The sequence below is a fragment of the Idiomarina loihiensis genome, from assembly GCF_024584785.1.
GTDB classification, from domain to species: Bacteria; Pseudomonadota; Gammaproteobacteria; order Enterobacterales; family Alteromonadaceae; genus Pseudidiomarina; species Pseudidiomarina fusca.
This window is the reverse complement of record NZ_CP074112.1, coordinates 2701229-2725498: the sequence shown is the minus strand read 5'-3', so window position 1 is coordinate 2725498 and position 24270 is coordinate 2701229. Positions and strand designations below refer to the sequence as shown.

22 protein-coding genes and 4 pseudogenes are annotated in these 24270 nt (G+C 47.5%); 19 read left to right on the top strand and 7 right to left on the bottom strand.

Annotated features, from left to right (window positions below):
* The first annotated feature begins 88 nt into the window (after positions 1–88).
* Both KGF88_RS13080 and KGF88_RS13075 read left to right on the top strand, forming a co-directional pair.
* On the top strand, positions 89–886 hold the full coding sequence (locus tag KGF88_RS13080) for a GNAT family N-acetyltransferase (RefSeq protein WP_202912513.1): 798 nt from the start codon (positions 89–91) through the stop codon (positions 884–886).
* Entirely contained in the window at positions 883–2499 is a 1617-nt protein-coding gene (locus tag KGF88_RS13075; protein WP_153826941.1) for a diguanylate cyclase domain-containing protein, read from the top strand. Before KGF88_RS13080 ends, KGF88_RS13075 begins: the two co-directional genes overlap by 4 nt.
* Positions 2500–2507: 8 nt before the next feature.
* Here KGF88_RS13075 and KGF88_RS13070 read toward each other — a convergent pair whose 3' ends face one another.
* Genes KGF88_RS13070 through KGF88_RS13060 form a run of 3 tightly spaced genes read right to left on the bottom strand, consistent with a single transcriptional unit; the run spans position 2508 to position 5157 of the window.
* On the bottom strand, positions 2508–3251 hold the full coding sequence (locus KGF88_RS13070) for a LytR/AlgR family response regulator transcription factor (RefSeq protein ID WP_153826942.1): 744 nt from the start codon (positions 3249–3251) through the stop codon (positions 2508–2510).
* A 1-nt stretch (position 3252) separates the two neighbouring features.
* A complete protein-coding gene (locus tag KGF88_RS13065) occupies positions 3253–4353 on the bottom strand; it encodes a sensor histidine kinase (protein ID WP_153826943.1) in 1101 nt (366 codons plus the stop codon).
* A 27-nt stretch (positions 4354–4380) separates the two neighbouring features.
* Positions 4381–5157 (bottom strand): hypothetical protein, encoded by a 777-nt coding sequence (locus KGF88_RS13060; RefSeq protein ID WP_153826944.1) that lies wholly within the window; start codon positions 5155–5157, stop codon positions 4381–4383.
* 216 nt (positions 5158–5373) lie between these two features.
* Between KGF88_RS13060 and KGF88_RS13055 the strand changes: the two genes are divergently transcribed.
* On the top strand, positions 5374–5766 hold the full coding sequence (locus KGF88_RS13055) for a BlaI/MecI/CopY family transcriptional regulator (protein ID WP_153826945.1): 393 nt from the start codon (positions 5374–5376) through the stop codon (positions 5764–5766).
* Positions 5760–6965 carry a M56 family metallopeptidase gene (locus tag KGF88_RS13050; protein ID WP_153826946.1) on the top strand — a complete coding sequence of 402 codons (1206 nt, stop codon included), beginning with the start codon at positions 5760–5762 and terminating at the stop codon, positions 6963–6965. The genes KGF88_RS13055 and KGF88_RS13050 overlap by 7 nt, the downstream gene beginning before the upstream one ends.
* A 20-nt stretch (positions 6966–6985) precedes the next feature.
* On the opposite strand, the gene KGF88_RS13045 is transcribed toward KGF88_RS13050, so the two are convergent.
* On the bottom strand, positions 6986–8512 hold the full coding sequence (locus tag KGF88_RS13045; RefSeq protein WP_110075578.1) for an acetyl-CoA hydrolase/transferase family protein: 1527 nt from the start codon (positions 8510–8512) through the stop codon (positions 6986–6988).
* Positions 8513–8670: 158 nt separating this feature from the next.
* On the opposite strand from KGF88_RS13045, the gene KGF88_RS13040 reads away from it, so the two are divergent.
* From KGF88_RS13040 to KGF88_RS13030, 3 genes are all read left to right on the top strand, one after another.
* On the top strand, positions 8671–10191 hold the full coding sequence (locus KGF88_RS13040; RefSeq protein ID WP_162014566.1) for a phospholipase D family protein: 1521 nt from the start codon (positions 8671–8673) through the stop codon (positions 10189–10191).
* 174 nt (positions 10192–10365) lie between these two features.
* A complete protein-coding gene (locus KGF88_RS13035; RefSeq protein WP_228759546.1) occupies positions 10366–11787 on the top strand; it encodes a M28 family peptidase in 1422 nt (473 codons plus the stop codon).
* Positions 11788–11798: 11 nt separating this feature from the next.
* Positions 11799–12077, top strand: a complete 279-nt coding sequence (locus KGF88_RS13030; protein ID WP_153826947.1) for a peptidylprolyl isomerase — start codon at positions 11799–11801, stop codon at positions 12075–12077.
* A gap of 3 nt (positions 12078–12080) precedes the next feature.
* Here KGF88_RS13030 and KGF88_RS13025 read toward each other — a convergent pair whose 3' ends face one another.
* Positions 12081–12623, bottom strand: coding sequence for a DUF805 domain-containing protein (locus KGF88_RS13025; RefSeq protein ID WP_202912512.1), 543 nt, complete (start codon positions 12621–12623; stop codon positions 12081–12083).
* Between the two features lie 196 nt (positions 12624–12819).
* On the opposite strand from KGF88_RS13025, the gene KGF88_RS13020 reads away from it, so the two are divergent.
* Genes KGF88_RS13020 through KGF88_RS13010 form a run of 3 tightly spaced genes read left to right on the top strand, consistent with a single transcriptional unit; the run spans position 12820 to position 14103 of the window.
* The gene (locus tag KGF88_RS13020; RefSeq protein ID WP_153826948.1) at positions 12820–13425 is read left to right on the top strand and encodes a hypothetical protein; all 606 of its coding nucleotides are present in this window, start codon (positions 12820–12822) and stop codon (positions 13423–13425) included.
* A 1-nt stretch (position 13426) separates the two neighbouring features.
* The gene (locus KGF88_RS13015) at positions 13427–13633 is read left to right on the top strand and encodes a helix-turn-helix domain-containing protein (protein ID WP_153826949.1); all 207 of its coding nucleotides are present in this window, start codon (positions 13427–13429) and stop codon (positions 13631–13633) included.
* Between the two features lie 11 nt (positions 13634–13644).
* The gene (locus KGF88_RS13010) at positions 13645–14103 is read left to right on the top strand and encodes a VOC family protein (protein WP_228759547.1); all 459 of its coding nucleotides are present in this window, start codon (positions 13645–13647) and stop codon (positions 14101–14103) included.
* Between the two features lie 134 nt (positions 14104–14237).
* Here KGF88_RS13010 and cadR read toward each other — a convergent pair whose 3' ends face one another.
* Positions 14238–14645, bottom strand: a complete 408-nt coding sequence (cadR, locus tag KGF88_RS13005) for a Cd(II)/Pb(II)-responsive transcriptional regulator (RefSeq protein ID WP_004364961.1) — start codon at positions 14643–14645, stop codon at positions 14238–14240.
* A gap of 95 nt (positions 14646–14740) precedes the next feature.
* Here cadR and KGF88_RS13000 point away from each other — a divergent pair, with 95 nt between their 5' ends.
* The 9 genes and pseudogenes from KGF88_RS13000 to KGF88_RS12960 all read left to right on the top strand — a co-directional run.
* Positions 14741–15637: a cation transporter gene (locus KGF88_RS13000; RefSeq protein WP_257119942.1), complete on the top strand. Its 897-nt coding sequence runs from the start codon at positions 14741–14743 to the stop codon at positions 15635–15637.
* A gap of 3 nt (positions 15638–15640) precedes the next feature.
* Positions 15641–15802: pseudogene (locus tag KGF88_RS12995) on the top strand (signal peptidase II); the annotation flags it as partial.
* A 67-nt stretch (positions 15803–15869) separates the two neighbouring features.
* Positions 15870–16487: a cation transporter gene (locus KGF88_RS12990; protein WP_015065928.1), complete on the top strand. Its 618-nt coding sequence runs from the start codon at positions 15870–15872 to the stop codon at positions 16485–16487.
* Positions 16488–16941: 454 nt separating this feature from the next.
* Positions 16942–18261, top strand: coding sequence for a TolC family protein (locus KGF88_RS12985; protein ID WP_153827369.1), 1320 nt, complete (start codon positions 16942–16944; stop codon positions 18259–18261).
* A gap of 14 nt (positions 18262–18275) precedes the next feature.
* Positions 18276–19211, top strand: coding sequence for an efflux RND transporter periplasmic adaptor subunit (locus KGF88_RS12980; RefSeq protein ID WP_153827370.1), 936 nt, complete (start codon positions 18276–18278; stop codon positions 19209–19211).
* Positions 19212–19271: 60 nt separating this feature from the next.
* Entirely contained in the window at positions 19272–22382 is a 3111-nt protein-coding gene (locus KGF88_RS12975) for an efflux RND transporter permease subunit (protein WP_153827371.1), read from the top strand.
* 125 nt (positions 22383–22507) lie between these two features.
* Positions 22508–22873: a hypothetical protein gene (locus KGF88_RS12970; protein WP_228759594.1), complete on the top strand. Its 366-nt coding sequence runs from the start codon at positions 22508–22510 to the stop codon at positions 22871–22873.
* Positions 22851–22952, top strand: a pseudogene (locus KGF88_RS12965) (cation transporter); the annotation flags it as partial. The gene KGF88_RS12970 and the pseudogene KGF88_RS12965, both read left to right, overlap by 23 nt.
* Before the next feature lie 11 nt (positions 22953–22963).
* A pseudogene (locus KGF88_RS12960) lies at positions 22964–23622 on the top strand (ISL3 family transposase); the annotation flags it as partial.
* Here the strand turns inward: KGF88_RS12960 and KGF88_RS12955 are convergent.
* A pseudogene (locus KGF88_RS12955) lies at positions 23623–24270 on the bottom strand (AAA family ATPase); the annotation flags it as partial.

Below are 24270 nucleotides of genomic sequence, written 5' to 3'. Positions count from 1 at the left end.
AAATCAGGGATAAGCCGAATTTGCCTTTTACCCCTAATTATTTATGTTTATTATCTACCTATCTCGCAGCAACAATAAGCTCGTACCCATGCAAAACAGCACCCAGGTAAAGTTATTAAAAAGCGCCATGATTTTAGGGATCTGCCTGCTGATTTGTGGGCATTTAGTGTTGGCAGCAACCTTCGCTAGCGATAGTATTGGCCATCAAGGCTTTATTTTGGGCGCCGCACTTAGTGCTTTTGGCGTGGTGTTATCGTTACCCACAAAAATTTACTTAACGTTGGTACTTATGGAACACGAAGAAGGTTCAGATAAGCGTTTTACTCGCTCCGCTGATGGTCAAGCTCTTGGCAGCAAATCACGTGCTCACCTGCGTACCGCCACTGAGTACGATGCCAAACGCTTAGCCGAACTGGCCGAGCGAACTTTTCGCGATACTTTCGCCGCCGATAATAGCGCTGCTGATATGGATCAGCATTGCGCCAGCCAATACAGCGAAGCTATTCAGCGTGATGAAATCAATGATCCCAACCGATTAACCTTGCTCGCTATTATTGACGCTCAAATAGTCGGCTTTGCGCAATTGCGCTGGGGCCAAACCCCTGCCTGTGTAACAGCTAAGTCAGCAGCTGAAATTCAACGCTTGTACGTAGATAAACCTTGGCATGGCAAAGGCGTAGCACAAGATTTAATGCAAACAGCTTTAGCCAAACTAAACCAACGCGGGCACGACGTGGTGTGGCTAGGCGTGTGGGAGCATAACCCACGTGCCATCGCTTTTTACCGCAAACTAGGCTTCACTGAAGTGGGCGAACACCTATTTCAACTAGGCAACGATCCTCAGCGCGATATCTTGATGGCGATGCCGCTTTTGGAAACTGCATGAAGCAAAAAAACAAACTCTTTGTGTTACTGAGTGCAGTGATACTGCTGCTTGATATTGTTTATGTGCTGATGAATGTACGCTTAGAGCATGCCAGTTTTGAAAGCGCACTGGTGACTGATGCAGAGCATATGAAATCGAGCTATGAACTAGCCATCGAGCAGCAAGAACAAACCATGTTGGCGATCGCAACTTTCATAGCAAACGAGCCCACCACAACCCAGCTTTTTTATCAGGGCCAACAAGCCATCGCTGCACAACGTCGTGGTGAGCCGGTAACTGATGCTCAAATTAATCAGTATCGTCAACAGCTTTACCAAGAAGTTGCATCGGCTTGGAGCGAGGTACAAAAGGAATTTTCAGCTCGACAACTGCATTATCATATAGAGCCAGGCGACATTAGCTTCTTACGCGTACACAAGCGGGAAAAGTTTGGCGATGATTTGACAGCCGTACGTCACACCGTAGTCGACACCCACCAATTTAAGAACTCTCGCTCTGGTTTTGAAACTGGCCGTGTGTATTCGGGTATTCGAGGGGTTGTTCCAGTTTTCTTAAAAGACGATGACAACGCCAATACCACCTATGTTGGCGCGCTGGAAGTAGGCACCTCGTTTGATATCATTTTAGACATGCTTGATAACAGCTTAGATATTGGTGCCGCAGCTTTGTTGACACCTGCTCATGTAGAGCAAAACATGTGGCCTGAGGCTATTGCGAGTCACTTTTCTGAAGCCAACCGAAGTTGTGCTTGCTTTATCGAGGCCAGTAGCCGCTCTGAAGTAAAAGAAATTCTAGCTGCGATTACTTTCGCCCAACCGTTGCCAGAAATTGCAGTAGAGGCCATTCAACTAAACGGAAATCACTTTGCTGTAACTTCTTTTCCGTTGCGCGATTACTTAGGTGAACAACAACCTGGTTTAGAGCCTGTAGGAGCAATCTTACTGTGGAAAAACATTGATGGCCAGGTGGCTGCCTTGCAGCGTTCTCATTGGCTTAATATAAGCTTTGGTATCGTAGGCTTTTTTATCATCGAATTACTTTTGTATATCGCAATCAGTAAAGCGCTGCGTTCACAACAACACAAAGACAAGCTAAAACGGGCAGCATATCAAGATTCACTCACTGGTTTAGCTAATCGAGCAGCACTGTTGGACGCACTAAACTTCCTGATCAAGCGACAACGTCAGAGTGACACGTTAGCAGCCTGTTTATACTTAGATCTCGATGGATTTAAAGCTATTAATGATAATTTTGGCCATGCCGCTGGTGACTACCTACTTACCGAAATATCGCACAAATTAACCAAAGCCTTACGCAGCCATGACACGGTAGCTCGAATTGGCGGAGATGAGTTTGTTCTTCTAATAAGCGCTTTAAGTAATCAGGAAGAATGTCTGCAGTTAGCACAACGTTTGCTGGCCCTCGTCAATGAGCCAATCCCGTATAAAGAACAACAACTACAAGTTTCCGCCAGCATCGGTATTATTTTTCTACCGTCGGGCGAAAGTGGTATCAACTCAGCTAAAATCATCTTAGCAGAAGCGGATAATGCTATGTATCAAGCCAAACGAGCGGGCAAAAATACGATCTTTGTTCATGAGATTTCGACTTAGTCTGCCACTTAACGAAGCCATTCTTTAAAGGCGGCGGTGCGACTCTGGCTGGTTTTTAGCTGAGCGCCACAAGTTAGCGTGATAGTTAGCGTGTTTTTACAATACCTTTGTAGGCTTTGTACGTGCTCACGTTGCACTAACTCGCTACGATTAATCCGAAAAAATGGATAATCAGCCAAAGCTTGTTCAGCCGCTTGCAGTGAGCTGAACGATAAAAAATGACGTTTCGCTTCACGGTCAAAAGCCATCACTAAGCCGCCATCAGCTTGAACGTGAGTAATCTCCCCTATATCAAGAAAATACACCTGTTGATGATGCTTGATCGCAAGCCGATGCTGCTTATATAAAGCGCCAGCGGTGGCATTCACAGCTTTAGGTTTAGGCACGCTAAGAGCACAAAATTTTGCCCAGGCTTGCTCTAGTTTCTGACTGTTGTACGGTTTAAGCAGGTAGGCTATACCCTGACTTTCAAACGCTTGCAGCAAAAAATCGTCGTAGGCAGTTATGAAAATAATCGGACAAGGCTGCGGCTGCTGCTGATACACCTCAAACACATTGCCATCGTTTAACTGAATATCCGAAAAAATCACCTGCACCTTATCTTGTGACGCTTGTTCGGTGAGCCACTGGCGAACCTGAGCCACACTATCAAGCTCACGCACCACCCGAATAGACGCATCTAATTGGTTTAACAAACGTTTTAGTTTGCTGCGAGCTAATGGTTCATCTTCAATAATCACGGCGTTAATCATGCTAGCTAACCTGTGGTTGAGACTGGCTAACTAGAGGCACCCTCACACTGAAGCGTTCGGGCCCCGCCACAACCTGCACTGGGTAGCCGCACATATGGAGACACTGCTGAGAGAGGTTTGCCAATGCGGTACCATTATGCTGTTGCTTAGGTGTGCAATGAGCTTGAATCATGTTATCCACAATGAGTTCGTTATTCTGCAAATACACATGAATAACTAAAGGGTTATCCACATTGGCTTGGTTGTGAACTAAAGCATTTTCTAGCAAGATTTGTAAGCTAAAAGGGGGTAAACATAATCCCTCAACTTGCTCGTCATCAACATGCCACTCCAACTGATAATGAGGGCCTAATCTTGCTTGCATAAGCGCAAAATATTTCCGACCAAACTCAATCTCTTGGGCTAAGGGTACCAAGGCATCACCGGTATGCTGTAAAGCTTGGCGATAGATATCAGCAAAATCATGTAAAAAGCCGCTGGCACGTTCAACATCAAGCACCATCAACTCATCTAAGGTATTCAATGAATTGAACACAAAATGTGGATTAAGCTGCGCTTTAAGCTGCCGAATATGGGCCTGAGCCAGCTGTTGCTCGTGCTGCTGTTGCGCCTCGCGTAATGCCGTTCGATATTGATTCAGGCTACGGCTGTGGGTATAGGCCAAGTACAAGCCACCAAAAAGTATCACATTGATGAAGGCTTGCAGGTTACCTTGCAGCACTTGCAGTTGCGAGAAGTTACGATCAATATTGCCAAATAGAGCGGCTATGGCTAGCCCCAATCCGTTATAAAACAACAAATAAAGCACCACTGTGCTTGCCGCAGCCATCGCATAGGTTGCGACCGATGGCGGTGCCACCGGCTGTAGCTGGTGAGTAACACCATCCGGGGCCAAACTGAAACGCTGCAGACTCATCCGCACCAAACTAAAAATAATCAGCGCAGCAATGAATTCAGCTACCGGGCCTTCTGGGGTAAAAGTATACCAAGACAGCATCCCGCTGCTTACACGGTTATAAATCACCAGCAAATAACACAACAAAAAGACCAGCACCAAAAAGGTGCGGTCTATTTGTAAAAATTGACACCAACGTCTTAGCATAGGGTCGGCCCTTATCTGTCAGAAAGCCTATTGCGGTGCCTGCTCGGTGGCAGCGCCAGCCGTCCACGAATGAGTAATTTCACCTGCGGCATTAAAGAACTGTAACTGCACTTCGTCCTGCTCGTCTACATAAAACATAGCGCGCGGTGACCCATCGCTGGCAAATAAGAATAAACCGTTATTTGCTTGGCTCGTTTTTCCTAGCAGTACTCGTGTAGCGCCGCCTAAATAACCTTGCTGTTGATATTCCATGTATTTTTGTCGGCGTAATTGACGGTCTTCTATTTGCGCCAGTTCACGCTGAATGTCACGCACCTGTTGTTGTGTCTCTAACTCGGGACGGTCGTTAAAAGCTAATCCTGAGCGCACGATACGGCGCTCACCACGCTGCTCATCTACCGTTAATAATTGCATCACTTGGTCGCCATCGTACTTATCAAAAGTTAACGACATGCCCGCACTATGACCCTGCTCGTTACGGCTGCCATCAAAAATAAAGCCACCAGCCTCCATGCCTTCTTCGTTAAAGAACAACATACCTGCTCGTTTTTTACGATCTTCGTTAAGAATACGTCCGTTCACTTCTTCGGTTACCGGAAAGCGCTCAGTATTGGTCAGCAAAAGCTTAACGGTTCCGTCCGCTTCTACTACATTCAAACGCTCTACCGAAAGGGTTTTAAAATGCGCCGTTGTCGCAGGTTCTGCTGGTTGCTGAAGCAACTGCTGTGCACCTAAAGTTGCCGACAAAGCCAAACTAACCAAGCTAACGAGACCAAAAATTTTGACTTGAGTTTGTGTGTTCATGATTGATTCCTTGTGAGTTGTTGTGCTGTTGAGGGCAAGTATTAACGCCCCTACCTTCAACCCGCCAGCAACATCTCACCAGCTAAGGAATAATGCTGACGAACTAAGGAATCCAACCTAATCCCCCAGTTAAAGAATGAAAATAATCCCTTGATCTTTTTGATTACAGGTGTAATCTTAAATCAAAGATTACATTTGTAATTGAGGATAACAGTGATGACTGAACCCGTAGAAATCTCTAATGCCGAGCTCGTTATTTTGAATGTATTGTGGCAACAAGCCCCGTTACTATCTGCTGATATAGTGCTGCAGGTGCAACAACAAGAAGATTGGCATGAGAAAACCATAAAAACGTTACTTAACCGCCTAGTAAAAAAAGGCGCATTGAGCTTTGAAAAAGACGGCCGCGCCTATCGCTACAGCCCCATCCTTGCGCAGCAAGATTATCAACAGCGAGCCGGTTCAAAGCTCATTAATAATTTGTTTGCCGGTAGTGTCGCTGGGTTAGTTGCCGGTTTTGCGCAACAGGGTCAGCTTAGCGATCAGGATGTCGCCCAACTAAAGGCCATTATTGCTGAGTGGGAGCAACAAGAGGACTCGTCATGCTAACCTCCAGTGTTCTGCTTATAACCCTTTGCACCTCAGCACTGGGCGTTATTTTCACCACGGGCCATCAGCATCTGTTGCGTCACTTGGGGCCACGTTCCTTGTATCTACTTTGGGCTTTGGTGCCTATCAGTTACCTAGCTATTGTTGCTGGCCCTTGGCTTGGCGAAAGCCTCTACTGGGTTTTACAAAAGCTTGGTTTGAGTACCGCTGCACAGGCCCTACAAAGCTATACCGCCCTTTGGGCTACCCCTACTGAGCTAGTTAGTAAGAAGGATGCTTGGATGCCATTAATTAGTGGCGTTTGGCTGCTAGGCGTAGCTCTTATGCTGAGCCTTATTGGCTTGGGGCAATGGCGCTTACAGCAGCTACCCAAGCAGAACCGATTGGGCCTTACTGTGGCCACTACTGCGCCCGGAACAAGCCCCGGCGTATTTGGTTGGTGGCGTCCAACCTTGCTATTACCCACGGATTTTAATAAACGCTACAGCACTCTCGAGCAACGATTAATACTTAGGCATGAGCTGACTCATTGGCGGCGTCATGACACGCAAGCCAATCTGATCGCTTGGTTGTTGCTCAGCGTGCAGTGGTTTAATCCATTGGCTTGGCTTGGTTATCAGCGCTTTCGTGCCGATCAAGAATTAGCCTGTGATGCTGATGTGCTTAGTCAGCATCGCACCTCACCGCAGCATGGGGTTGGCTATGCCCATGCTTTACTCAAAACCAGTACTAACCGAGCTTGGGGTGGCCCTGTCGTGAACCCTTGCAGTACTCATTACGGTTATCAACAAGGGAGATTTAATCTCATGAAAGAACGCATTCAAACACTACAGCAGCACCACCCCTTACGAAAGTTCCCCCTAGTGCTTGCTGCCGTGGGAATGGTTAGTGCAAGTATGCTCTGGCATACGCCAGCTATTTCCACACCAACCCAAGCTGCGGCTGCAGAAACCATCACACCGATTGTCCGTATTAATCCTCGCTACCCCGAAGCGGCAGCAGCCGAGGGGATTGAAGGCTATGTTGAGGTAGAATTTCGGATTGGAAACGACGGCAAGCCGGTGGATATTAAAGTGCTGAAGTCACAACCAGAGGGCGTGTTTGATGATAATGTTATCGCCGCATTACAGCGCTGGCGGTATGTTCCTGGCAAAACCGACCAACCTCTGCAACTACGAATTGACATGCGCTTACCCTAAGCGCATGTCATTCAGCTAGCCTAGGCGTTAGGCTTCATGGTACCTATTTGCTCGAAGCGCTCGTGCCAGCTTAACGCCTCATTCAGCAAGTGCGGTGTGTGCATGCCACGGCCACTCGCACAAGCCCGCTCAAAGTAATCTAATAACTGCTCTTTAAAATCAGGGTGGGCACAGTTATTGATGATAGCCAAGGCCCGTTGACGCGGAGCTAACCCACGTAAGTCAGCCAAGCCTTGCTCAGTGACGATAATTTTAACATCGTGCTCCGTATGATCGACATGCGACACCATTGGCACAATTGACGAAATTTTGCCGTCTTTCGCGGTAGATGGCGACATAAAGATCGACAAATAGCCATTTCGGGCAAAGTCCCCTGAGCCACCAATACCGTTCATCATGCGCGTGCCCATTACGTGGGTTGAGTTCACGTTGCCATAGATATCCGCTTCGATCATACCGTTGGTAGCAATAACCCCTAAGCGCCGTGCCACTTCAGGATGGTTACTAATATCTTGTGAGCGCAGCAGAATTTTTTGGCGATAAAATTCGATATCTTTATCAAACTCTTCAATGCCTTCAGGGCTTAATGAAAAAGCCGTAGCCGATGCCATGGCTAAGGTGCCCGACTTCAACATTTTTAACATGCCGTCTTGAATGACTTCGGTGTATGCCGTTAGATTTTTATAAGGACCACTATCAAGCGCCTCCAAGACCGCATTTGGGATGTTGCCCACGCCTGATTGCAACGGCAACAGGCCTTTTGGCAAACGACCCAGTTTAATTTCACGGTCAAAAAACTCGAGAATATGTTCGGCAATCTTACGCGACGCGTCATCTGGCTTTTTAAATGGCGTGTTACGATCGGCAGCATTCGTCTCAACAACCGCCACCACCTTCTCAATCGGACAGCGTAAATAAAGCTCGCCAATGCGCTGGCCCGGTTCAGTCAACATAATCGGCTTACGGTTAGGCGGTAACGCCGCACCATAATAAACATCATGCATGCCTTCCATGCGTGCGTTTTGCTTATGGTTAACCTCAAGAATGATTTTATCAGCTTGCTCAATCCAGGTTTTGTTGTTGCCCAGCGACGACGAGGGGATCAGAGAGCCATCTTCGCGAATACCTACCACTTCAATAATGGCGATATCCATCTTGCCAAAAAAACCTGACCAAGCGTATTGAGCTACTTCAGAAAGGTGATAGTCAGCATAATTCATGGTGCCATTATTGATGCGTTCGCGACAAATAGGATCGCTTTGAAACGGCAAACGCATTTCGATACCATCTACTTCTGCCAGCTTGCCATCTAATTCAGGCGCCGTTGAAGCTCCGGTTAACACATTAATGCGAAAGGGCTTACCACCAGCTGCATTATGCGCTTTAATTCGCTCAGCGAGGGCACCTGGTACGGCTTTGGGATAGCCAGCGCCAGTAAAGCCACTCATCCCAACGTTGGCTCCTGCAGGGATCATGGCCGCAGCGGCTTCAGCAGTAGTCACCCGTTGTTGTAACGCTGGACATAAAATTCTAGATTCTGTAGACATAGTTGTACCTGTATTGTTAACTCACAAGACTGCATTCTTTGCTAATTAATGGCTATGCAGGTATTCAAAGCGCGCTATTCTACGCCTTATTGTAGGGGTTTAGGTTGGCCTAAGACTAAAGTCTAACACCGCGCACCGTGGTAACTAAGGCAATCACCATGACCATGTTTCGAGTATTTTTGTTATCACTATTATTGTTCTGCTGTGCAGCATGCACAGGTTTACCTGATCTAACTCAGCGCGAAGCCAGCTACGCTTTCAACTTGGCACAAACTCAGCATAGTCGTTTGGGGCAACGCATTCTTCCTGTACTAGAGGAGCACTTAGCCACAAACTCTTCGCAACAAAGTGCCGTGGTGATGTTAGCCGATGCAGAACAAGCACTCGCAACCCGCTTACTGCTAACTGCGCAAGCAGACGTGAGTCTTGATCTGCAATACTATATTTGGCGCAACGATAGCTCAGGCCAACAATTACTCGAGGCCATCTATGCTGCAGCTGAGCGTGGGGTACGGGTGCGCTTGCTGATGGACGATTTACATTCGCGTGACGCAGATGCCTGGTTTGCCTACCTCAATCAACACCCTAATATTCAGGTGCGCTTATTCAACCCGTTTATTCCGCGTTTTTCACGTGCTCTTGGCTTTATGTTTGATTTTTCGCGAGCCAATCGGCGCATGCACAATAAATCATTTACTGTTGATAACTTGGCCACCATTGTCGGTGGCCGCAACATCGGCAATGACTATTTTGACCGCACGGACGGTTTTTACTTTGCCGACCTTGATGTACTCGCCATGGGTCCAGTTGTTAACGCTGTTTCAGACGATTTTGATGAGTATTGGAATAGCGATTCAGCTTACCCCTACGAACTCCTCCACCCATCGGCCAATAACCCGCGACAAGGCCTTCCTAATAACGACTTGGCAGACTTAGTGACACCGCAGCAGGTTAGCCTAGACAAGCTTATTCAAGCCAAGCGCTGGCAATGGGCTAACGTCGCCATGATTAGTGATAGCCCCAACAAAGGGCTAGGTACGGCATCGCCTGAAGAACTTATAACCGACGCCCTCACCCGCGCCATAGGTTCGCCTGAACAGCAACTCCTCTTGGTATCACCCTATTTTGTGCCTACTGCAACTGGCGTAGATGCACTTGCCACCATCGCCGCACAGGGTGTAGAAGTAAAAGTACTCACCAATGCCTTTGCCACCACCGATGTGGCGATTGTTCATTCAGGTTACGCCAAACGGCGACGCGCTTTATTAGAAGCTGGTATTCAACTGTTTGAAATGCGCCCCAGTAATGGCAGCTCTGATCCCACTATAACCGGCGCATTTTCTAGTTCAGCTTCCAGTTTGCATGCCAAAACGTTTGCCGTAGATCAGTACCGTATTTTTGTTGGGTCATTTAATTTTGATCCGCGTTCGGCTAGGTTGAATACTGAGCTTGGATTTATTATTGATAACCAGCATCTAGCGACACAACTCGCTGAAATATTTACCAATAACGTACCCTACAGTAGTTATCAAGTGCTGCTAGACGAAGATGGCCACATGTACTGGTTAGAACGACGTCCTGAAGGCAACATCAGACATGATCAAGAACCCCAAACCAGTTGGTTTCAGCGCTTTGCCGCCGGCTTTTTTGGCTTGTTGCCGATTGATTGGCTGCTATAGGGGCGAACAACTAAAGAATCGAGCCTATCCAAACAGAGTGAACGCTCCTATACTATTTATCGTATATTGTCGCATCTAACCCGTTATTGAGCGTATTTTGCTAGCGCAAGAGTTAGACAACTAGGCACATTAGAAGCACGGTAAGATAAACTAATACAACAGCCAGGGACTCTTATGAACACATCTATGCGTACCCCAACCAAGCGCAAATGGCTACCAGCTTTAGCTCTTGCCCTAAGCAGTGGCAGCTTGGCGTTCAGTGTCGGCGCGATTGCAGCGCCAGAGCAACAGCAGCCCGAAGCTGCCGAACAGCAAAAGTTACATGATATTGCCGCCCACATAAACGCTGACAATATTGAACGTGATATCACCAAACTAGTCAGCTTTGGCACCCGCCACACCCTTTCTGAAACTGCATCAGACACCCGTGGTATTGGCGCTGCCCGACGTTGGATAAAAGCCGAGTTTGAACGCATCTCCGCAGACTGTGGCGGTTGTCTTGAGGTCTACTTTCAAAGCCGTGTGATCAGCGGTGAACCGCGTATTCCGGACCCTGTTGAAGTAGTCAGCGTCATCGCTGTGCAACGTGGTACCAGCGATCCTAACCGGTACGTGATCATGTCGGGCGATATCGACTCACGCGTCAGCGATGTGATGGACTACACCTCAGATGCCCCAGGTGCCAACGATAACGCCTCAGGCGTAGCTGGTACCCTCGAAGCAGCCCGAGTACTGAGCAAGTACCAATTTAACGGCAGTATCGTTTACGCTGCTTTAGCTGGCGAAGAACAAGGCTTATTTGGTGGCCGGATTATGGCTGAGCAAGCCCTCGCCGATGGCTGGTTTATCGAAGCCGTATTAAACAACGACATGATTGGCAACATCGAGGGCATTAACGGTGTGATAGATAACACCACCGCCCGTATATTTGCTGAAGGTACGCGCATGGATGAACAGCCCAACGAGGCTAACCGTCGCCGCTTTACCGGTGGCGAGGTTGATTCACCTACCCGCAACGTGGCGCGCTACATCGACCAAATCGCTGATCGCTACATTCCAAACTTAGACACCATGGTAGTGTATCGATTAGACCGCTTTGGCCGCGGCGGCCATCATCGCCCGTTTAACGATTTAGGTTTTCCGGGTGTGCGCATTATGGAAACCAACGAAAACTACAATCGTCAGCATCAAGACCTCCGCACTGAAAATGGCATAAAATTTGGCGATACCCTAGACGGAGTCGATTTTGACTACGCCGCTAAACTGACCGCGCTAAATGCGGTATCATTAGCAAGCATGGCATGGGCCCCAGCACCGCCAGCTAATGTTGCTATTGCCGGTGCTGTGCAACCAAGCACCAGCCTCAGTTGGGACAAGGTACCAGGCGCTGCCGGCTACAAAATTTACTGGCGCTATACCGATCAGCCACAGTGGCAATTTAGTCGCTATGTAGGCGATGTTACTCAATTCACCTTAGACAACGTGGTGATTGATAATTACTTTTTTGGTGTTGCTAGTATCAGCGCAGATGGCTATGAAAGCCCAGTCGTCTATCCTGGCCCGGCGGGCGCCTTCCGTGTAGGTCGCGATAACTAAGGAACCAAGCTATGGCACGCGCACATGCTCTGCATATTTTAGTAAAAACCCGTGAAGAAGCGGAAAAACTAAAGCAGCAATTGGCCAGCGGCAAGAAATTCGCTGACCTTGCACGTAAGCACTCACTTTGCCCCTCCAGCAAAAAAGGCGGTGACTTAGGTGAGTTTGGGCGCGGCCAAATGGTGCCAGAATTCGATAAAGTGGTGTTCGGCAAGCCCACCCTAGAAGTGCATGGCCCGATTAGAACCAAATTTGGTTGGCACTTGATAAAAACGCTGTCGAGAAGTTAAAAACTACTGACCAGAGGGCCGTTCGGTAGCTGGCGGCTGTTCTGGTCGCGGCATGGCCCAGTAATACATGACGATTAGTATCCCAAAAGGCACCAACATCATCAGTTGCCACCAAGGGCTCTGCCCTGCATCGCGCAGACGGCGCGTAGATACGGCTAAAAACGGCAACAACAATACAATAGCCACCATGCTCATTAAAACCGGATGAATGAACTCCACTAAACCCAGCACCAACACAAAAAGCACAAAGAACCACCAAAACTCATAACGTGTTGCGCGGCCACTAAAGTCATCAAAATTCTGCAAACTCTCCCAAACGCTTTGCAGCACAGCATTTTTTACAGGGGCACTATCGCTACCGGCCAACTCATCAACCGACACTTCAAACACTGCGGCCAAGGCTTTAGCGGTTTCTAACGAAGCAGTACCGCGTGTTTCTATGCGCTGAATAGTACGCAGGTTAACACCGCACATTTCGCTGAGTTGTTCTTGCGACCAATTACGCTCGGCACGTAATTGCTTTAATCGGTTTGAATTAATGTTCATGATGCGTATTCCACAAAATAGTTAGCCACAAGTTACCACATTCAATGAAATTAACTACGGCATCTTTACGGCACACAAGGTGGCGGCTGGTTTTGTATAAATCAAAAGTCATTTAATTTATGTTTATCATAAAATATTTATTGCAAAACGTTTATTTCGCGTCTATTTTATAAACACATCAATTTGGAGATAAACCATGGATAACACCAAATACAAACTCGCCGGCATTGCCGCTATAACCCTCGCGGTATTGTTTCCAATTTATTGGATAGCCACTTTCGGATTTATTATCGATAACGCTGAAATGGCCTTCCGCGCTGATTTTCTTGAACTGAGTGGTTGGGATATTTTATTTGTGGCCATCGGCGCACTCGAAATTTACGTGTATTTCAGCCTTAGTAAGTACTTTCGTGACCAAATTGGCGGCGGGTTGATTGCCAATATGCTGTTGGCCATGGCGTTTTTTGTTGCCCTATTTCATAGCACAGTTGCCGTTGATATTTTGCTTGGTTTGGGCTTATTTCCCAGCATAACGGAAACCATCATTGACGTAACCTTAGTTGCTGGCATTGTGTTTTTATTTCTCTATTGTTTTGCACTTATTGGCATGTGCTCAGCTATGCTTGCGCGTTTTATTGCGCTACCCACCACGCTCAAACTATTTGCGGTTGGCATGCTTATTGCCGCAGTACTGCAATTAACGCTTGTACTTGCCGTGGTTAACATCGTTTTGTTTCCGGCGCTGATGTTACTATTGGCTTATCATTTTTTAACCGACGAACACGCTGTCGAAGTAGTTTAATATGGCCATTCAAATTAACTTAGATGTTGAATTAGCCAAAAACAAAATGTCGCTTACCGAACTATCTGAGCGCGTTGGTGTGTCCATGACTAATTTGTCGCTGCTGAAAACAGGCAAGGTAAAAGCTATTCGATTCACCACATTAGAAGCTATTTGTCGTGAGCTTAACTGCCAGCCTGGTGATATTCTGGTGTATCTTGAGCAATAAAAGGACGAACCATGAGCAAACTCAATAAAGCCATCACTGCAGCGCTAGCTGCGGGCATGTTAACCACCGCAGCCGCAGCTGAGCGCGAAGCCGTATTAGGCTTTGGTGGAGTATTTTTCAAAGCGGAAAACCCTGCCGAATTGGCCAAGTGGTATGAAGACCACTTAGGCGTAAAACAAACGCCTAAAACCTACGAAGAACAGCCATGGGTGCAGGCTGGTGGCAACACAGTGTTTGGTGTGTTTAATAGCAAAACCAAATATTTTGGTGCCGACGATCAGCAATTTATGTTTAACTTTCGAGTGCGCGACTTAGACGCCATGGTTGATCAACTGCAAGCTGCCGGCATTGACGTTAAAGTTGACCCGGAAACTTACCCCAACGGCAGATTTGCTCGCTTAGCGGACCCTGAAGGCAACCCCATTCAGTTATGGCAGGAAATGACGCCCGAGCAGGCCACAAACCAATAAACTATTCGTCGCCCTATTCGTCGCCCTATTCTTCACCTAAAAAGCGGGGGTAAGCGGATTAAATGGTTGATCTTACCTTTGCATGAGAGTGAGACAGACCGGCATCTCATCGGATTATCTGGTTGATGCTTCACCTACTGCTGGTGCATGTTTCCTTCGCTAATTCCAGCAAGAACCCCACACGCCTCAACTTCCCGGTCATCGTTGCAACTCGCTCTCAGTGAAACGAGTTGTTTCTCAAGCGCTTGCAGAGCGGTTATCTGCGACCGCACATGAGAGATGTGATCATCGAGCAAGGCGTTGACGGCGGTACAAGGCTGATGAGGGTCGTCCTGATAGCTCTGTAGTTCGTGAATCTCAGCCAGTGACAGGCCCAGGATTCTGCAGCGACGGATGAAGGCCAGCCCCTCACCATGCTTCTCGGTATAGACACGGTAACCGTTGTCCTGCCGATCAGGCGGCGGCAACAAGCCCTGCTGTTCATAGAAGCGGATCGTCTGTGTTTCGACCCCTACCAACTGCGCCAACTGACCAATGCGCATCAGCCTCCTCCCCAACGGATTCTTCACTCTATTGACCTTATAGTAGCTTTATAGTTTAAAATGGTACCACAACATTGTTCAAGTGGAGTCGTATCATGAGCAAATCCTGTGGTGGCGCCTGTGGCGCTGATGCAACGTCCGCAGCGGATACCGATATACAGGCCTCCTCCGAGGCGCCAGGGAGATGGGTCAGTGTTTATGCCGTGCCGAAGATGGACTGTCCATCAGAAGAACGAATGATTCGCCTAGCCCTGAACGGCTTTGAGGAGATTCGGGCGCTGTCCTTCGACTTGTCGAACCGCCGGCTGAAGGTCGTGCATGACGGCGAGGTCGAGCCCGTCACCTCGAAACTGAAGACCTTGGGGCTAGGCGCCTCGCTTCAGGAAACCGTCGCTGCAAATCCGGAGACCATCAAGGCCGCCGAGTTTTCGGCAGCTTCTGCTAAGCAAGAATCCGGGACCCTGCGCTGGTTGCTCGGCATCAATGCACTTCTGTTCGTGGTGGAAATGACTGCCGGTCTGATCGCCCAGTCCACCGGCCTGATTGGAGAATCCCTGGACAATTTTGCCGATGCGGCGGTGTACGGGCTTGCCCTTTATGCGGTTGGACATAGCGTGAAAATGCAGGTACGTGCCGCGCATCTTGCTGGTGTACTGCAACTGATCTTGGCTGTGGGCGTGCTCGTAGAGGTGGTGAGACGCTTTGTATTCGGTAGTGAGCCTGAATCGCTGGTGATGATGGCTATCGCATTCGTCGCATTGATTGCCAATACCAGTTGTCTGCTGCTCATATCCAAACATCGGGAAGGCGGGGCGCACATGAAGGCAAGCTGGATATTCTCGGCCAACGACGTGGTGATCAACCTGGGGGTCATCACCGCCGGCGCCCTGGTCGCGTGGACCGGTTCCAATTATCCGGATCTGATTATCGGCACCATCGCGGGGGGCATTGTAATTAACGGTGCCAGACGCATTTTGGCGTTGAAGGGTTAAATAATGCTCATTATTGGCAAAAAGCTCTCGCCGTATGCCCTATTGTCCATATCGGGCCTGCTGGCAGCGTCTGATCAGGTTGTAAAGTGGCTGGTGCAGCAATCAATGGCCTATGGCGAGTATGTTTCGGTGACCCCGTTCTTTAACTGGGTGCACCTATGGAACTGGCAAGCCCCCGATACAGTAGACGCCTGATAGCGTTACACTAAACGAAAATCTACAGGTGTTGGTAATGAGCGGATGTGGGTGCGAAGTTGAAATAAAAGACCAGTCTCAACGACAGGTTTTGTATTGGCTTTTGGGAATAAACGCGACAATGTTTGTTATAGAAATGGGGATCGGGTTGCTTGCTGATTCAACCGCATTAATAGCCGATTCACTTGATATGCTCGCCGACGCAGTTGTCTATGGTGTTGCCCTTTATGCTATTGGTAAATCGCTATTGCACAAAGCCAATGCGGCTAGAATTAGCGGCTTTTTTCAGATGGCACTGGGTGTGTTGATTATCATTGATATTGTAAGACGGTCAATTTACGGTAGCGAACCTGTATCGGGACTAATGATGGCTATGGGGGCAGTTGCACTGGTTGCTAATGTCATTTGTCTTGTGATCATACGCAAACAAAGAAATGAAGAAGTGCATATGCGGGCAAGCTGGATATTTTCAGCCAACGATGTGATTGCCAACTTAGGTGTTATCTTTGCTGGCGTTTTGGTGTTTTGGCTCGATTCTCGATGGCCTGATCTGGTTATCGGTGTGATAGTTTCGTGCGTTGTGTTGCGCGGGGCAAAAATGATCCTCGAAGATGCTGGAAATGAAAGACAGCGAGCACTTAATGCGCAAAGTTGATAAGAAAATGCCAATTTTTAATTGCACATCAAAACTGCGTAGGTTGGCATGGCTACTTATTACTTTGCTCATGTGTCAATCGGGCTTTTCGTTCGCCGCTCAATGCGATGACTACCCTGCGGAGGTATCGTCAGTCCCTGAACAATCAAAGTCGATAGGCACTTATGATGTTCCCGAAAAAAATGTAAATGCTGGTGATAATACGTCGAGTGAAGAGCCTAAGTGTTTCCATTGTGTGCTGTGTCAATGTGGACAGATTAAGTTTCTGGCACAACACCCAATAAATGACGTATCTAAACCGTTATATACCAATCAATACAGTTATTCCCGCAACGTCACTGACGGCCTAGTCGAAGGCCTTTTGCGCCCACCTCAACATTAATCCATTCCCTCCTATATGTTTGCATGGGTGCTTTCCATGTATGTCGTTATCTTATGAACAAAAGGTTCTTTTATGAGTTCTTCACGCCCATTGGGCATAAAAAAAGCTAGCTCAGCGTATCTGAAATTGATATCTGCTGCACTGGTAACCATGAGCATATCTGTTCAATCTGCCAATGCGCAAAATTCTTCAATCACGCTTGAAAATGCGCTCAAACGCACATTATCAAACAACCCAGATTTAGTTGTGTTCGAATTTAAATCTTCGGCTTTGGATGGTGAATCAAAAATGGCCAGCTTACGACCTGAAATGTCTGTTGGGGTTGAAGTTGAAAATGTGTTGGGAACAGGCGAAGTGTCTGGTATCAAAGATGCCGAATTGACACTGACCTTATCGTCGGTCATCGAGCTTGGAGATAAAGTCAGCGGCCGAATGAATGTGGTGAGTTCAAAAAAAGCACAACTGCTTACACAACGGCGCATTCGTACGCTGGACATCTTGGGTGAAACAACTCGACGATATATCAATGTCATTGTCCAACAAGCGTTGCACAAGACTGAGCAACGAGCTGAAATGCTGGCTCGCACAATGCTTCAGACAGTCTCTACACGGGTTGAAGCGGGGGCTTCTTCACCACTTGAGAAAAAACGTGCAGAGTCAGCGTTGTCGCAGGCGCGTTTGTCGTTATTGATAAGTGAACAAAAACTCAATGAGTATAAACGCGACCTGGCCATCATGTGGGGTGACACTAACGCTGCGTTTGCGGAAGTTGAAGGGACACTGTTATCGTTTCCAAATTCACTATCACTTGAACATATGCTTTCACAGCTTCAAAGCAATCCACACGTTCTGCTTTATGCTGATAACTATCGGGTACAAGAGGCCAGATTGAGAGTGGTTCAGGCCAGTCAGCAGTTCGACATTGCGTGGGAAGCCGGTATCCGAAGAATGCAGGGAATTGATGACACAGCGTTAGTCGCCAGTATTTCGGTGCCGTTAAATACCACGCCGCGGAATCTAGGTGAATACGAACAACAGCGCGCATTGCTTGACAGTATAGACTATCAAAAACAAGCGAAAATTCGTGAACTCACTCGCCAATTAAATCAAGTCATTAGCGCAAAAGACCAAGCCTTGCTCACTGTTACGACCCTTCAAGACAATGTCGTCCCAACATTGGAATCTGCATTGAAATTGGCGCGGGATGGCTATGAAAGTGGTCGCTACAACTACATAGAGTGGGTGACAACGCAACAGCAACTCATAGATATGCAACGAACTATGATAAAAGCCGCAGGCTTAGTTCACCTTCGAAGCGCAGATCTAGAGGCACTTACGGGAATTCCCGTGTTTTCTGACTCTCCCTCGACGTCTGCTCAATCATCACAATGAATAGAGAAAAAATAATGAATAAATCACAATCTACATTAGTTACTAGCGCACGTGACTTGCTTGGCATGTTAGTCATGCTAGTTACTTTACTGTTTGCTTCTGTCGCCCTGGCTGATGATGACGATGAGGAAGCCGAAGAAAGACCCGAGTACGTAGTGTTATCTCAAGAACGGATGCTTGAACACGATATCGTGACTGCATCGGCCGCATCAGGAACATTATCGCTCACAACCAGAACCTTTGGGCGGATAGTTCATGATCCTGCGTCACTGAGTCATATTCGTGCCCGCTTCGACGGTGTTGTAAAACGTATCATGGTGAATATTGGAGATAAAGTAGAAAAAGGTGACACACTGGCAATCATTGAGTCAAACGAGAGTTTAAATCAATACTCAATCACCTCACCGATGTCTGGAAAAATCATAGCTAGACACGCCAATGATGGTGAGCTCACCAACGGTCAAGTACTGCTTTCTGTTGCTAATTACTCTCGCGCAATTGCTCAATTGGCTATTTTCCCCAAACAACGTACTCGTATTGCCGCTGATATGGAAGTCACTTTAAGGCTTGAGGAATTGCAGCAACAATCAAGTATAAGCCACATTACGTCCTCACCTGATGACAAACCTTATTCTATCGCGTTTGTGAACGTTGATAATGGCAGTGGTTATTGGCCTTTAGGCGCTATGGTAGAGGGTTATATTCAGATTGGGTTCCAAGAAGTCAATCTGGCTCTCCCCAAAAGTTCAATACAAGAGTTAGATGGGCAAACCATTGTTTTTGTCAAAGAAGGGGAGCGATTTTACCCCCGCCAAGTAAAGCTTGGGAACACGGACAACCGTTTAGTAGAGATTGTGAAGGGCGTTCAAATAGGCCAGCAAGTCGTTGTAGAAAATAGCTATCTACTAAAAGCTGATTTATTAAAAATGGAGGCGGGCGATGATGACTAATTACCTGCGCATTTATTGTCAAAAGCAAAGCCAAGTCCATAAAAACGGTGAGGTGAGAGCATGATTGCACCAATACTCCGTCTATCCATTGAGCGCCGTGGTGTCATGATGTTGTTCGCCTTGTTTGTCGCCTTTTTTGGTATGTACAGTTACAAACAATTGCCGATTGATGCTGTGCCTGATATCACCAACGTGCAAGTGCAGATAAATACCGCAACCCCAGGTTACTCGCCTTTGGAGACTGAACAACGCATAACTTTTATAGTTGAAACCTCGCTGGCCGGTTTGCCTAATTTATCGTATACCCGCTCGATATCACGCTATGGTTTGTCGCAAGTCACAGTCGTGTTTAAAGAGGGCACTGATTTATATTTCGCACGAAATCTCGTCAACGAGCGTCTCACCGCCATCGCGGCGCAATTGCCAACAGGGTTAACCCCTGAAATGGGCCCTATCTCCACAGGCTTGGGTGAAATTTACATGTACTCGTTAAGTGCTGAGCCTCAGGCGCGACAGGACAACGGTCAACCCTATGATGCTATGGCATTAAGGGAGATCCATGATTGGGTAATTAAGCCCCAATTGTCGCTTGTTGAGGGGGTGACCGAGGTTTATGCGATAGGCGGATTTGAAAAGCAATATCATGTGAATCCTAATCCAGTCGCAATGATAAACTTTGGGATAAGTACAGGTGACCTTCTCAGTGCGCTAGAACGCAACAATGCGAATCAAGGCGCTGGTTTTGTAGAACAAAATGGGCAACAAGTACTGATCAGATCGGAAGCCCAACTGAGGGGCATCGACGATATCGGCCAAGTGGTTGTTAAGATCATTGATGGCGTACCGGTAAAAATTCAAGACATCGCCCAAATCAACCTCGGTAAAGAGCTGCGCTCTGGAGCCGGCACGTTAAATGGCCAAGAAACAGTGATTGGCACGACAATGATGTTAGTGGGAGAAAACTCTCGTACGGTCGCCAAAGCTGTGGACAGTAAGCTCGAAACCATTAAAACAAGCTTACCCGAGGGCGTTATCCTTGAAGCGGTTTACGATAGGACAAGCCTCGTTGACAAAACCATCGACACAGTGCAGAAAAACCTCGTCGAGGGCGCTTTACTTGTCATCGTTGTGCTATTCGTTTTGCTTGGGAATGTGCGAGCTGCACTTATTACCGCCGCTGTAATACCCTTGGCAATGCTTGCCACGATATCGGGCATGGTCAAAACAGATGTGTCTGCTAACTTGATGAGTTTAGGCGCACTGGATTTTGGCTTGATTGTCGATGGCGCAGTTATCATTGTTGAAAACTGTATCAGACGATTATCCGAATCCCAGAAACAAAACGGCGCTACTCTACCGCTCAAAGAAAGGCTGAATGTTGTATATGAAGCCACTAATGAAGTCATACGTCCCAGTTTGTTTGGTGTATTGATCATTACCATTGTTTATATCCCCTTGTTCACGCTCACTGGCGTCGAAGGTAAAATGTTCCACCCCATGGCAGCGACCGTGATAATGGCTTTGCTTGCCGCAATGGTATTTTGTTTTACCGTAGTGCCTGCGGCGATAGCAATTTTCATGAGAGGTAAAATTAGCGAAAAAGAAAGCCCAATTATTAAAGGTGCAAAGGCAGTCTATCGTCCTATTTTAACCGGAGCGCTGCGTTTTAGATGGCTAGTGGTAGTAGCAGCGAGTGCTTTGGTTGTCGGCAGTTTATGGATGGGCAGTAAATTAGGCTCCGAGTTTATTCCCCAGCTCAATGAAGGTGATATCTTAGTACAAGCGATACGCATCCCTGGGACTGGGGTAGAACAAGCAGTTGAAATGCAAAAAACTCTTGAAGCGAAACTTATGCAGTATGAGCAAGTTCAGACGGTATTCGGTCGCACGGGTACGGGTGAGGTCGCTACCGATCCTATGCCGCCCAACATTACTGATACGTTTGTTATTTTGAAGCCTAGGGAACAATGGCCCGATCCATCAATGACTAAAGCCGAGCTAGTCGAAACGTTTGAAGAGGACTTGTTTACCTTGCCCGGCAATAATTATGAATTTACCCAACCTATTCAAATGCGGTTTAATGAATTGATCAGTGGGGTAAGGGCAGATTTGGGCATAAAACTATTTGGGGATGACTTAGATACCCTCTTTGCATCTGCTTCTGACATTTTGTCCGTTATTTCAACGATTGAAGGGGCTGATGACGCGAGGCTTGAGCAGGTAGAAGGCATTCCAATCTTCACCGTCACACCAAAGCCTAATCAATTGGCACGCTTTGGTTTGGATATAGCCGACTTGCAGTTATGGCTCAATGCTGCGACAGGTGGAAAAACCGCTGGAATGATTTTTGAAGGCGACAGACGCTTTGAAATTGTCGTGCGATATGCCGACGACATTCGAAATGAACTCACTCAGCTTGAGAGCGTTCCCATAGTCACGCCCTCTGGTGAGCATGTACCAATAAGCGAATTAGCCACACTTGCATTTAAAGAAGTACCTAGCCAAATAAGCCGGGAGAATGGCAAACGTAGTATTGTTGTCACAGCAAATGTGCGTGACAGAGATATTGGCACTTTTGTTGAAGAAGCTCAGGCGAGAATTAATGATGAAGTAGATTTACCTGCTGGTTATTGGCTCGACTATGGTGGAACCTTTGAGCAGCTCGAAAGTGCGAGTCAACGATTGACGATTGTGGTACCGGTTACGTTGTTTGTGATTTTGACAATGCTGGTAATTGCGTTTGGTTCTATACGCGATGCGTTGATTATCTTCACAGGTATCCCTTTGGCATTAACAGGCGGTGTAATGTCTCTTTGGTTAAGGGATATGCCTTTATCCATATCCGCGTCGGTAGGATTTATCGCGTTGTCTGGGATTGCCGTATTAAACGGATTGGTAATGCTGTCCTTCATCAAGCAACGTTTGCTAGAAACCGGAGAATTAGTGAATAGCATTGTTGAAGGGGCACTTATTCGTTTGCGTCCGGTATTAATGACAGCACTAGTGGCAAGCCTTGGATTTGTGCCCATGGCGCTCAATACGGGCATAGGTGCAGAGGTGCAACGGCCTTTGGCCACGGTGGTCATCGGCGGGATAATATCGTCAACCTTGCTAACACTGGTAGTGCTGCCTGTACTCTATCGACTCGTGCATAGTAAAGGGGATCAGTAGTGTTCTTGGGCATTTATTCGTAAATGCCCAAGTTTTACCTGAACGATTTTTAGGTACCTATTGACTCTTTATTAAGTATAGACTTTACAATCATATTCTTAACGTCATGTACGATAAGGATAGATATGGTTTCGCTTATTTTAATTAGTAGTTTTTTGGCGCTAGCCGTCCTCGGTAGAAGCTTTGTTCAATATAAGAGAAATGGTGATTTTGGTATAAGAGCAGCATCTATAAACGCACCATTAATAGAAATTGTACCAGGGGCTATATTCGTGGTTACGTTTTGCTTTGCATTTGGTCTAGTTCTTTTTGGTTACTTAGGACGTGCGCCCCTACTATTTGTTCCTTCAATTCCATTTCAGCTTCTCGGCTCTTTGATTGGCGCCTGCGGAATTGCTGTAACTTTGTTGTCTCAAATTCAAATGGGGGGATTACCGTACCACAACATTGTTCAAGTGGAGTCGTATCATGAGCAAATCCTGTGGCGGTGATGCAACGTCCGCAGCGGATACCGATATACAGGCCTCCTCCGAGGCGCCAGGGAGATGGGTCAGTGTTTATGCCGAGCCGGATGGATCTGACTGACACTGCGGCTGCATGAGTACGTGGAGAAGGAATCCTTCAACCACCCCTACACCTTTGTGGCGGCACAGACCGGCCTGGACGAGAAGACGGTGCGCGACATCTTCAACGCCCGCGCCGAGTTCCTGGGGCGCTGGCACCGCTTCGAGACGCCCCGCATCCTGGGCATTGACGAGCTATACCTGAACAAGCGCTACCGCTGCATTCTGACCAACATTGAGGAGCGAACCCTGCTCGACCTGCTGGCCACCCGCCGCCAGGACGTGGTGACCAACTACCTGATGAAGCTGAAAGACCGGCAGAAGGTCGAGATCGTCAGCATGGACATGTGGAACCCCTACCGGGCAGCGGTCAAGGCTGTGCTGCCTCAGGCCCGTATCGTGGTCGATAAGTTCCATGTGGTGCGCCACCACACGGCTCCAGGCAGAAGCCGCCCTGGACGAGTGGATAGCCACCATCCCGAAGGGCCAAGGACAATAACCGTGAAGGGCGCGGTTACTCCTTCGAGGTGATGCGGGCACGAATGCTCTACACCACGAAGCACAAGAAGAAGGCACCGACTGCGAAGGTCTCTCCTTTCTACAAGAAAACCATCGGTTACGGACTGCCGGACTTCGCAGAGGAACTCAACTACGGAGTCGATCTATCAACCATCTGAGGATAGCTGCGCCGGTACCGCATTAAACACAGCTTCAATTAAGCTCGCATCCGTTTTACCTGAGTATTTGCCAAAATCACGCTGATAACCAGAAATAAGGTCGCGTTGCACCTTAGTTACAGCTTCAATACGTTCTAAAATACTACGCTGGGAATTGGCATACCAAGTACTAACAGCCTCGGGCATGCCGCCGGTAAAGTAATAGTCGGTTAGTTTATCAAACAGCTGTGTATGCGCAGCTGGATTGTTCATCTGTGCGTCATAAGCTTTGACCAAGGCGGGCTCATTGCCGGCAGCAAGAAACTCTCGAAATGATAACGGCCGCAGATAGTAATGCTCAACTTTCCCAACCGGAAAACTATTCAGTAAACCAATGTTCGAGCCACTAGACACCACGTACATATGCGGTGCTTGTTCGGCAAAATACTTAAGCGACGTCACCGCCCGTTGGCATTCGCCAATTTCATCTAAAATAAGTAAATCGGTTTTTGGGTTGAATGGCTTGCCCGCTAATAATTCGATGTTCGTCAAAACGTCAGTGGGTGTTAATGAACCTGCAAACGCCTCAGCCATAGCTGGCGACTCAAGAAAGTCGATGCGCAGCACATTTGCAAAGGTTTGACCAAAAAGTTGCTGCAGCAAATAGAC

Bases quoted from the DNA above. Each gene is read 5' to 3' on its own strand.
- KGF88_RS13040 (WP_162014566.1), top strand. From the start codon at position 8,671: ATGACCATGTTTCGAGTATTTTTGTTATCACTATTATTGTTCTGCTGT.
- KGF88_RS12970 (WP_228759594.1), top strand. From the start codon at position 22,508: ATGGTTTCGCTTATTTTAATTAGTAGTTTTTTGGCGCTAGCCGTCCTC.
- KGF88_RS12990 (WP_015065928.1), top strand. From the start codon at position 15,870: ATGAGCGGATGTGGGTGCGAAGTTGAAATAAAAGACCAGTCTCAACGA.
- KGF88_RS12975 (WP_153827371.1), top strand. From the start codon at position 19,272: ATGATTGCACCAATACTCCGTCTATCCATTGAGCGCCGTGGTGTCATG.
- KGF88_RS13025 (WP_202912512.1), bottom strand. From the start codon at position 12,623: ATGAACATTAATTCAAACCGATTAAAGCAATTACGTGCCGAGCGTAAT.
- KGF88_RS13030 (WP_153826947.1), top strand. From the start codon at position 11,799: ATGGCACGCGCACATGCTCTGCATATTTTAGTAAAAACCCGTGAAGAA.
- KGF88_RS13060 (WP_153826944.1), bottom strand. From the start codon at position 5,157: ATGAACACACAAACTCAAGTCAAAATTTTTGGTCTCGTTAGCTTGGTT.
- KGF88_RS13065 (WP_153826943.1), bottom strand. From the start codon at position 4,353: ATGCTAAGACGTTGGTGTCAATTTTTACAAATAGACCGCACCTTTTTG.
- KGF88_RS13000 (WP_257119942.1), top strand. From the start codon at position 14,741: ATGAGCAAATCCTGTGGTGGCGCCTGTGGCGCTGATGCAACGTCCGCA.
- KGF88_RS13080 (WP_202912513.1), top strand. From the start codon at position 89: ATGCAAAACAGCACCCAGGTAAAGTTATTAAAAAGCGCCATGATTTTA.
- KGF88_RS13055 (WP_153826945.1), top strand. From the start codon at position 5,374: ATGACTGAACCCGTAGAAATCTCTAATGCCGAGCTCGTTATTTTGAAT.
- KGF88_RS13075 (WP_153826941.1), top strand. From the start codon at position 883: ATGAAGCAAAAAAACAAACTCTTTGTGTTACTGAGTGCAGTGATACTG.
- KGF88_RS13045 (WP_110075578.1), bottom strand. From the start codon at position 8,512: ATGTCTACAGAATCTAGAATTTTATGTCCAGCGTTACAACAACGGGTG.
- KGF88_RS13020 (WP_153826948.1), top strand. From the start codon at position 12,820: ATGGATAACACCAAATACAAACTCGCCGGCATTGCCGCTATAACCCTC.
- KGF88_RS13035 (WP_228759546.1), top strand. From the start codon at position 10,366: ATGAACACATCTATGCGTACCCCAACCAAGCGCAAATGGCTACCAGCT.
- KGF88_RS12985 (WP_153827369.1), top strand. From the start codon at position 16,942: ATGAGTTCTTCACGCCCATTGGGCATAAAAAAAGCTAGCTCAGCGTAT.
- cadR (WP_004364961.1), bottom strand. From the start codon at position 14,645: ATGCGCATTGGTCAGTTGGCGCAGTTGGTAGGGGTCGAAACACAGACG.
- KGF88_RS12980 (WP_153827370.1), top strand. From the start codon at position 18,276: ATGAATAAATCACAATCTACATTAGTTACTAGCGCACGTGACTTGCTT.
- KGF88_RS13050 (WP_153826946.1), top strand. From the start codon at position 5,760: ATGCTAACCTCCAGTGTTCTGCTTATAACCCTTTGCACCTCAGCACTG.
- KGF88_RS13015 (WP_153826949.1), top strand. From the start codon at position 13,427: ATGGCCATTCAAATTAACTTAGATGTTGAATTAGCCAAAAACAAAATG.
- KGF88_RS13010 (WP_228759547.1), top strand. From the start codon at position 13,645: ATGAGCAAACTCAATAAAGCCATCACTGCAGCGCTAGCTGCGGGCATG.
- KGF88_RS13070 (WP_153826942.1), bottom strand. From the start codon at position 3,251: ATGATTAACGCCGTGATTATTGAAGATGAACCATTAGCTCGCAGCAAA.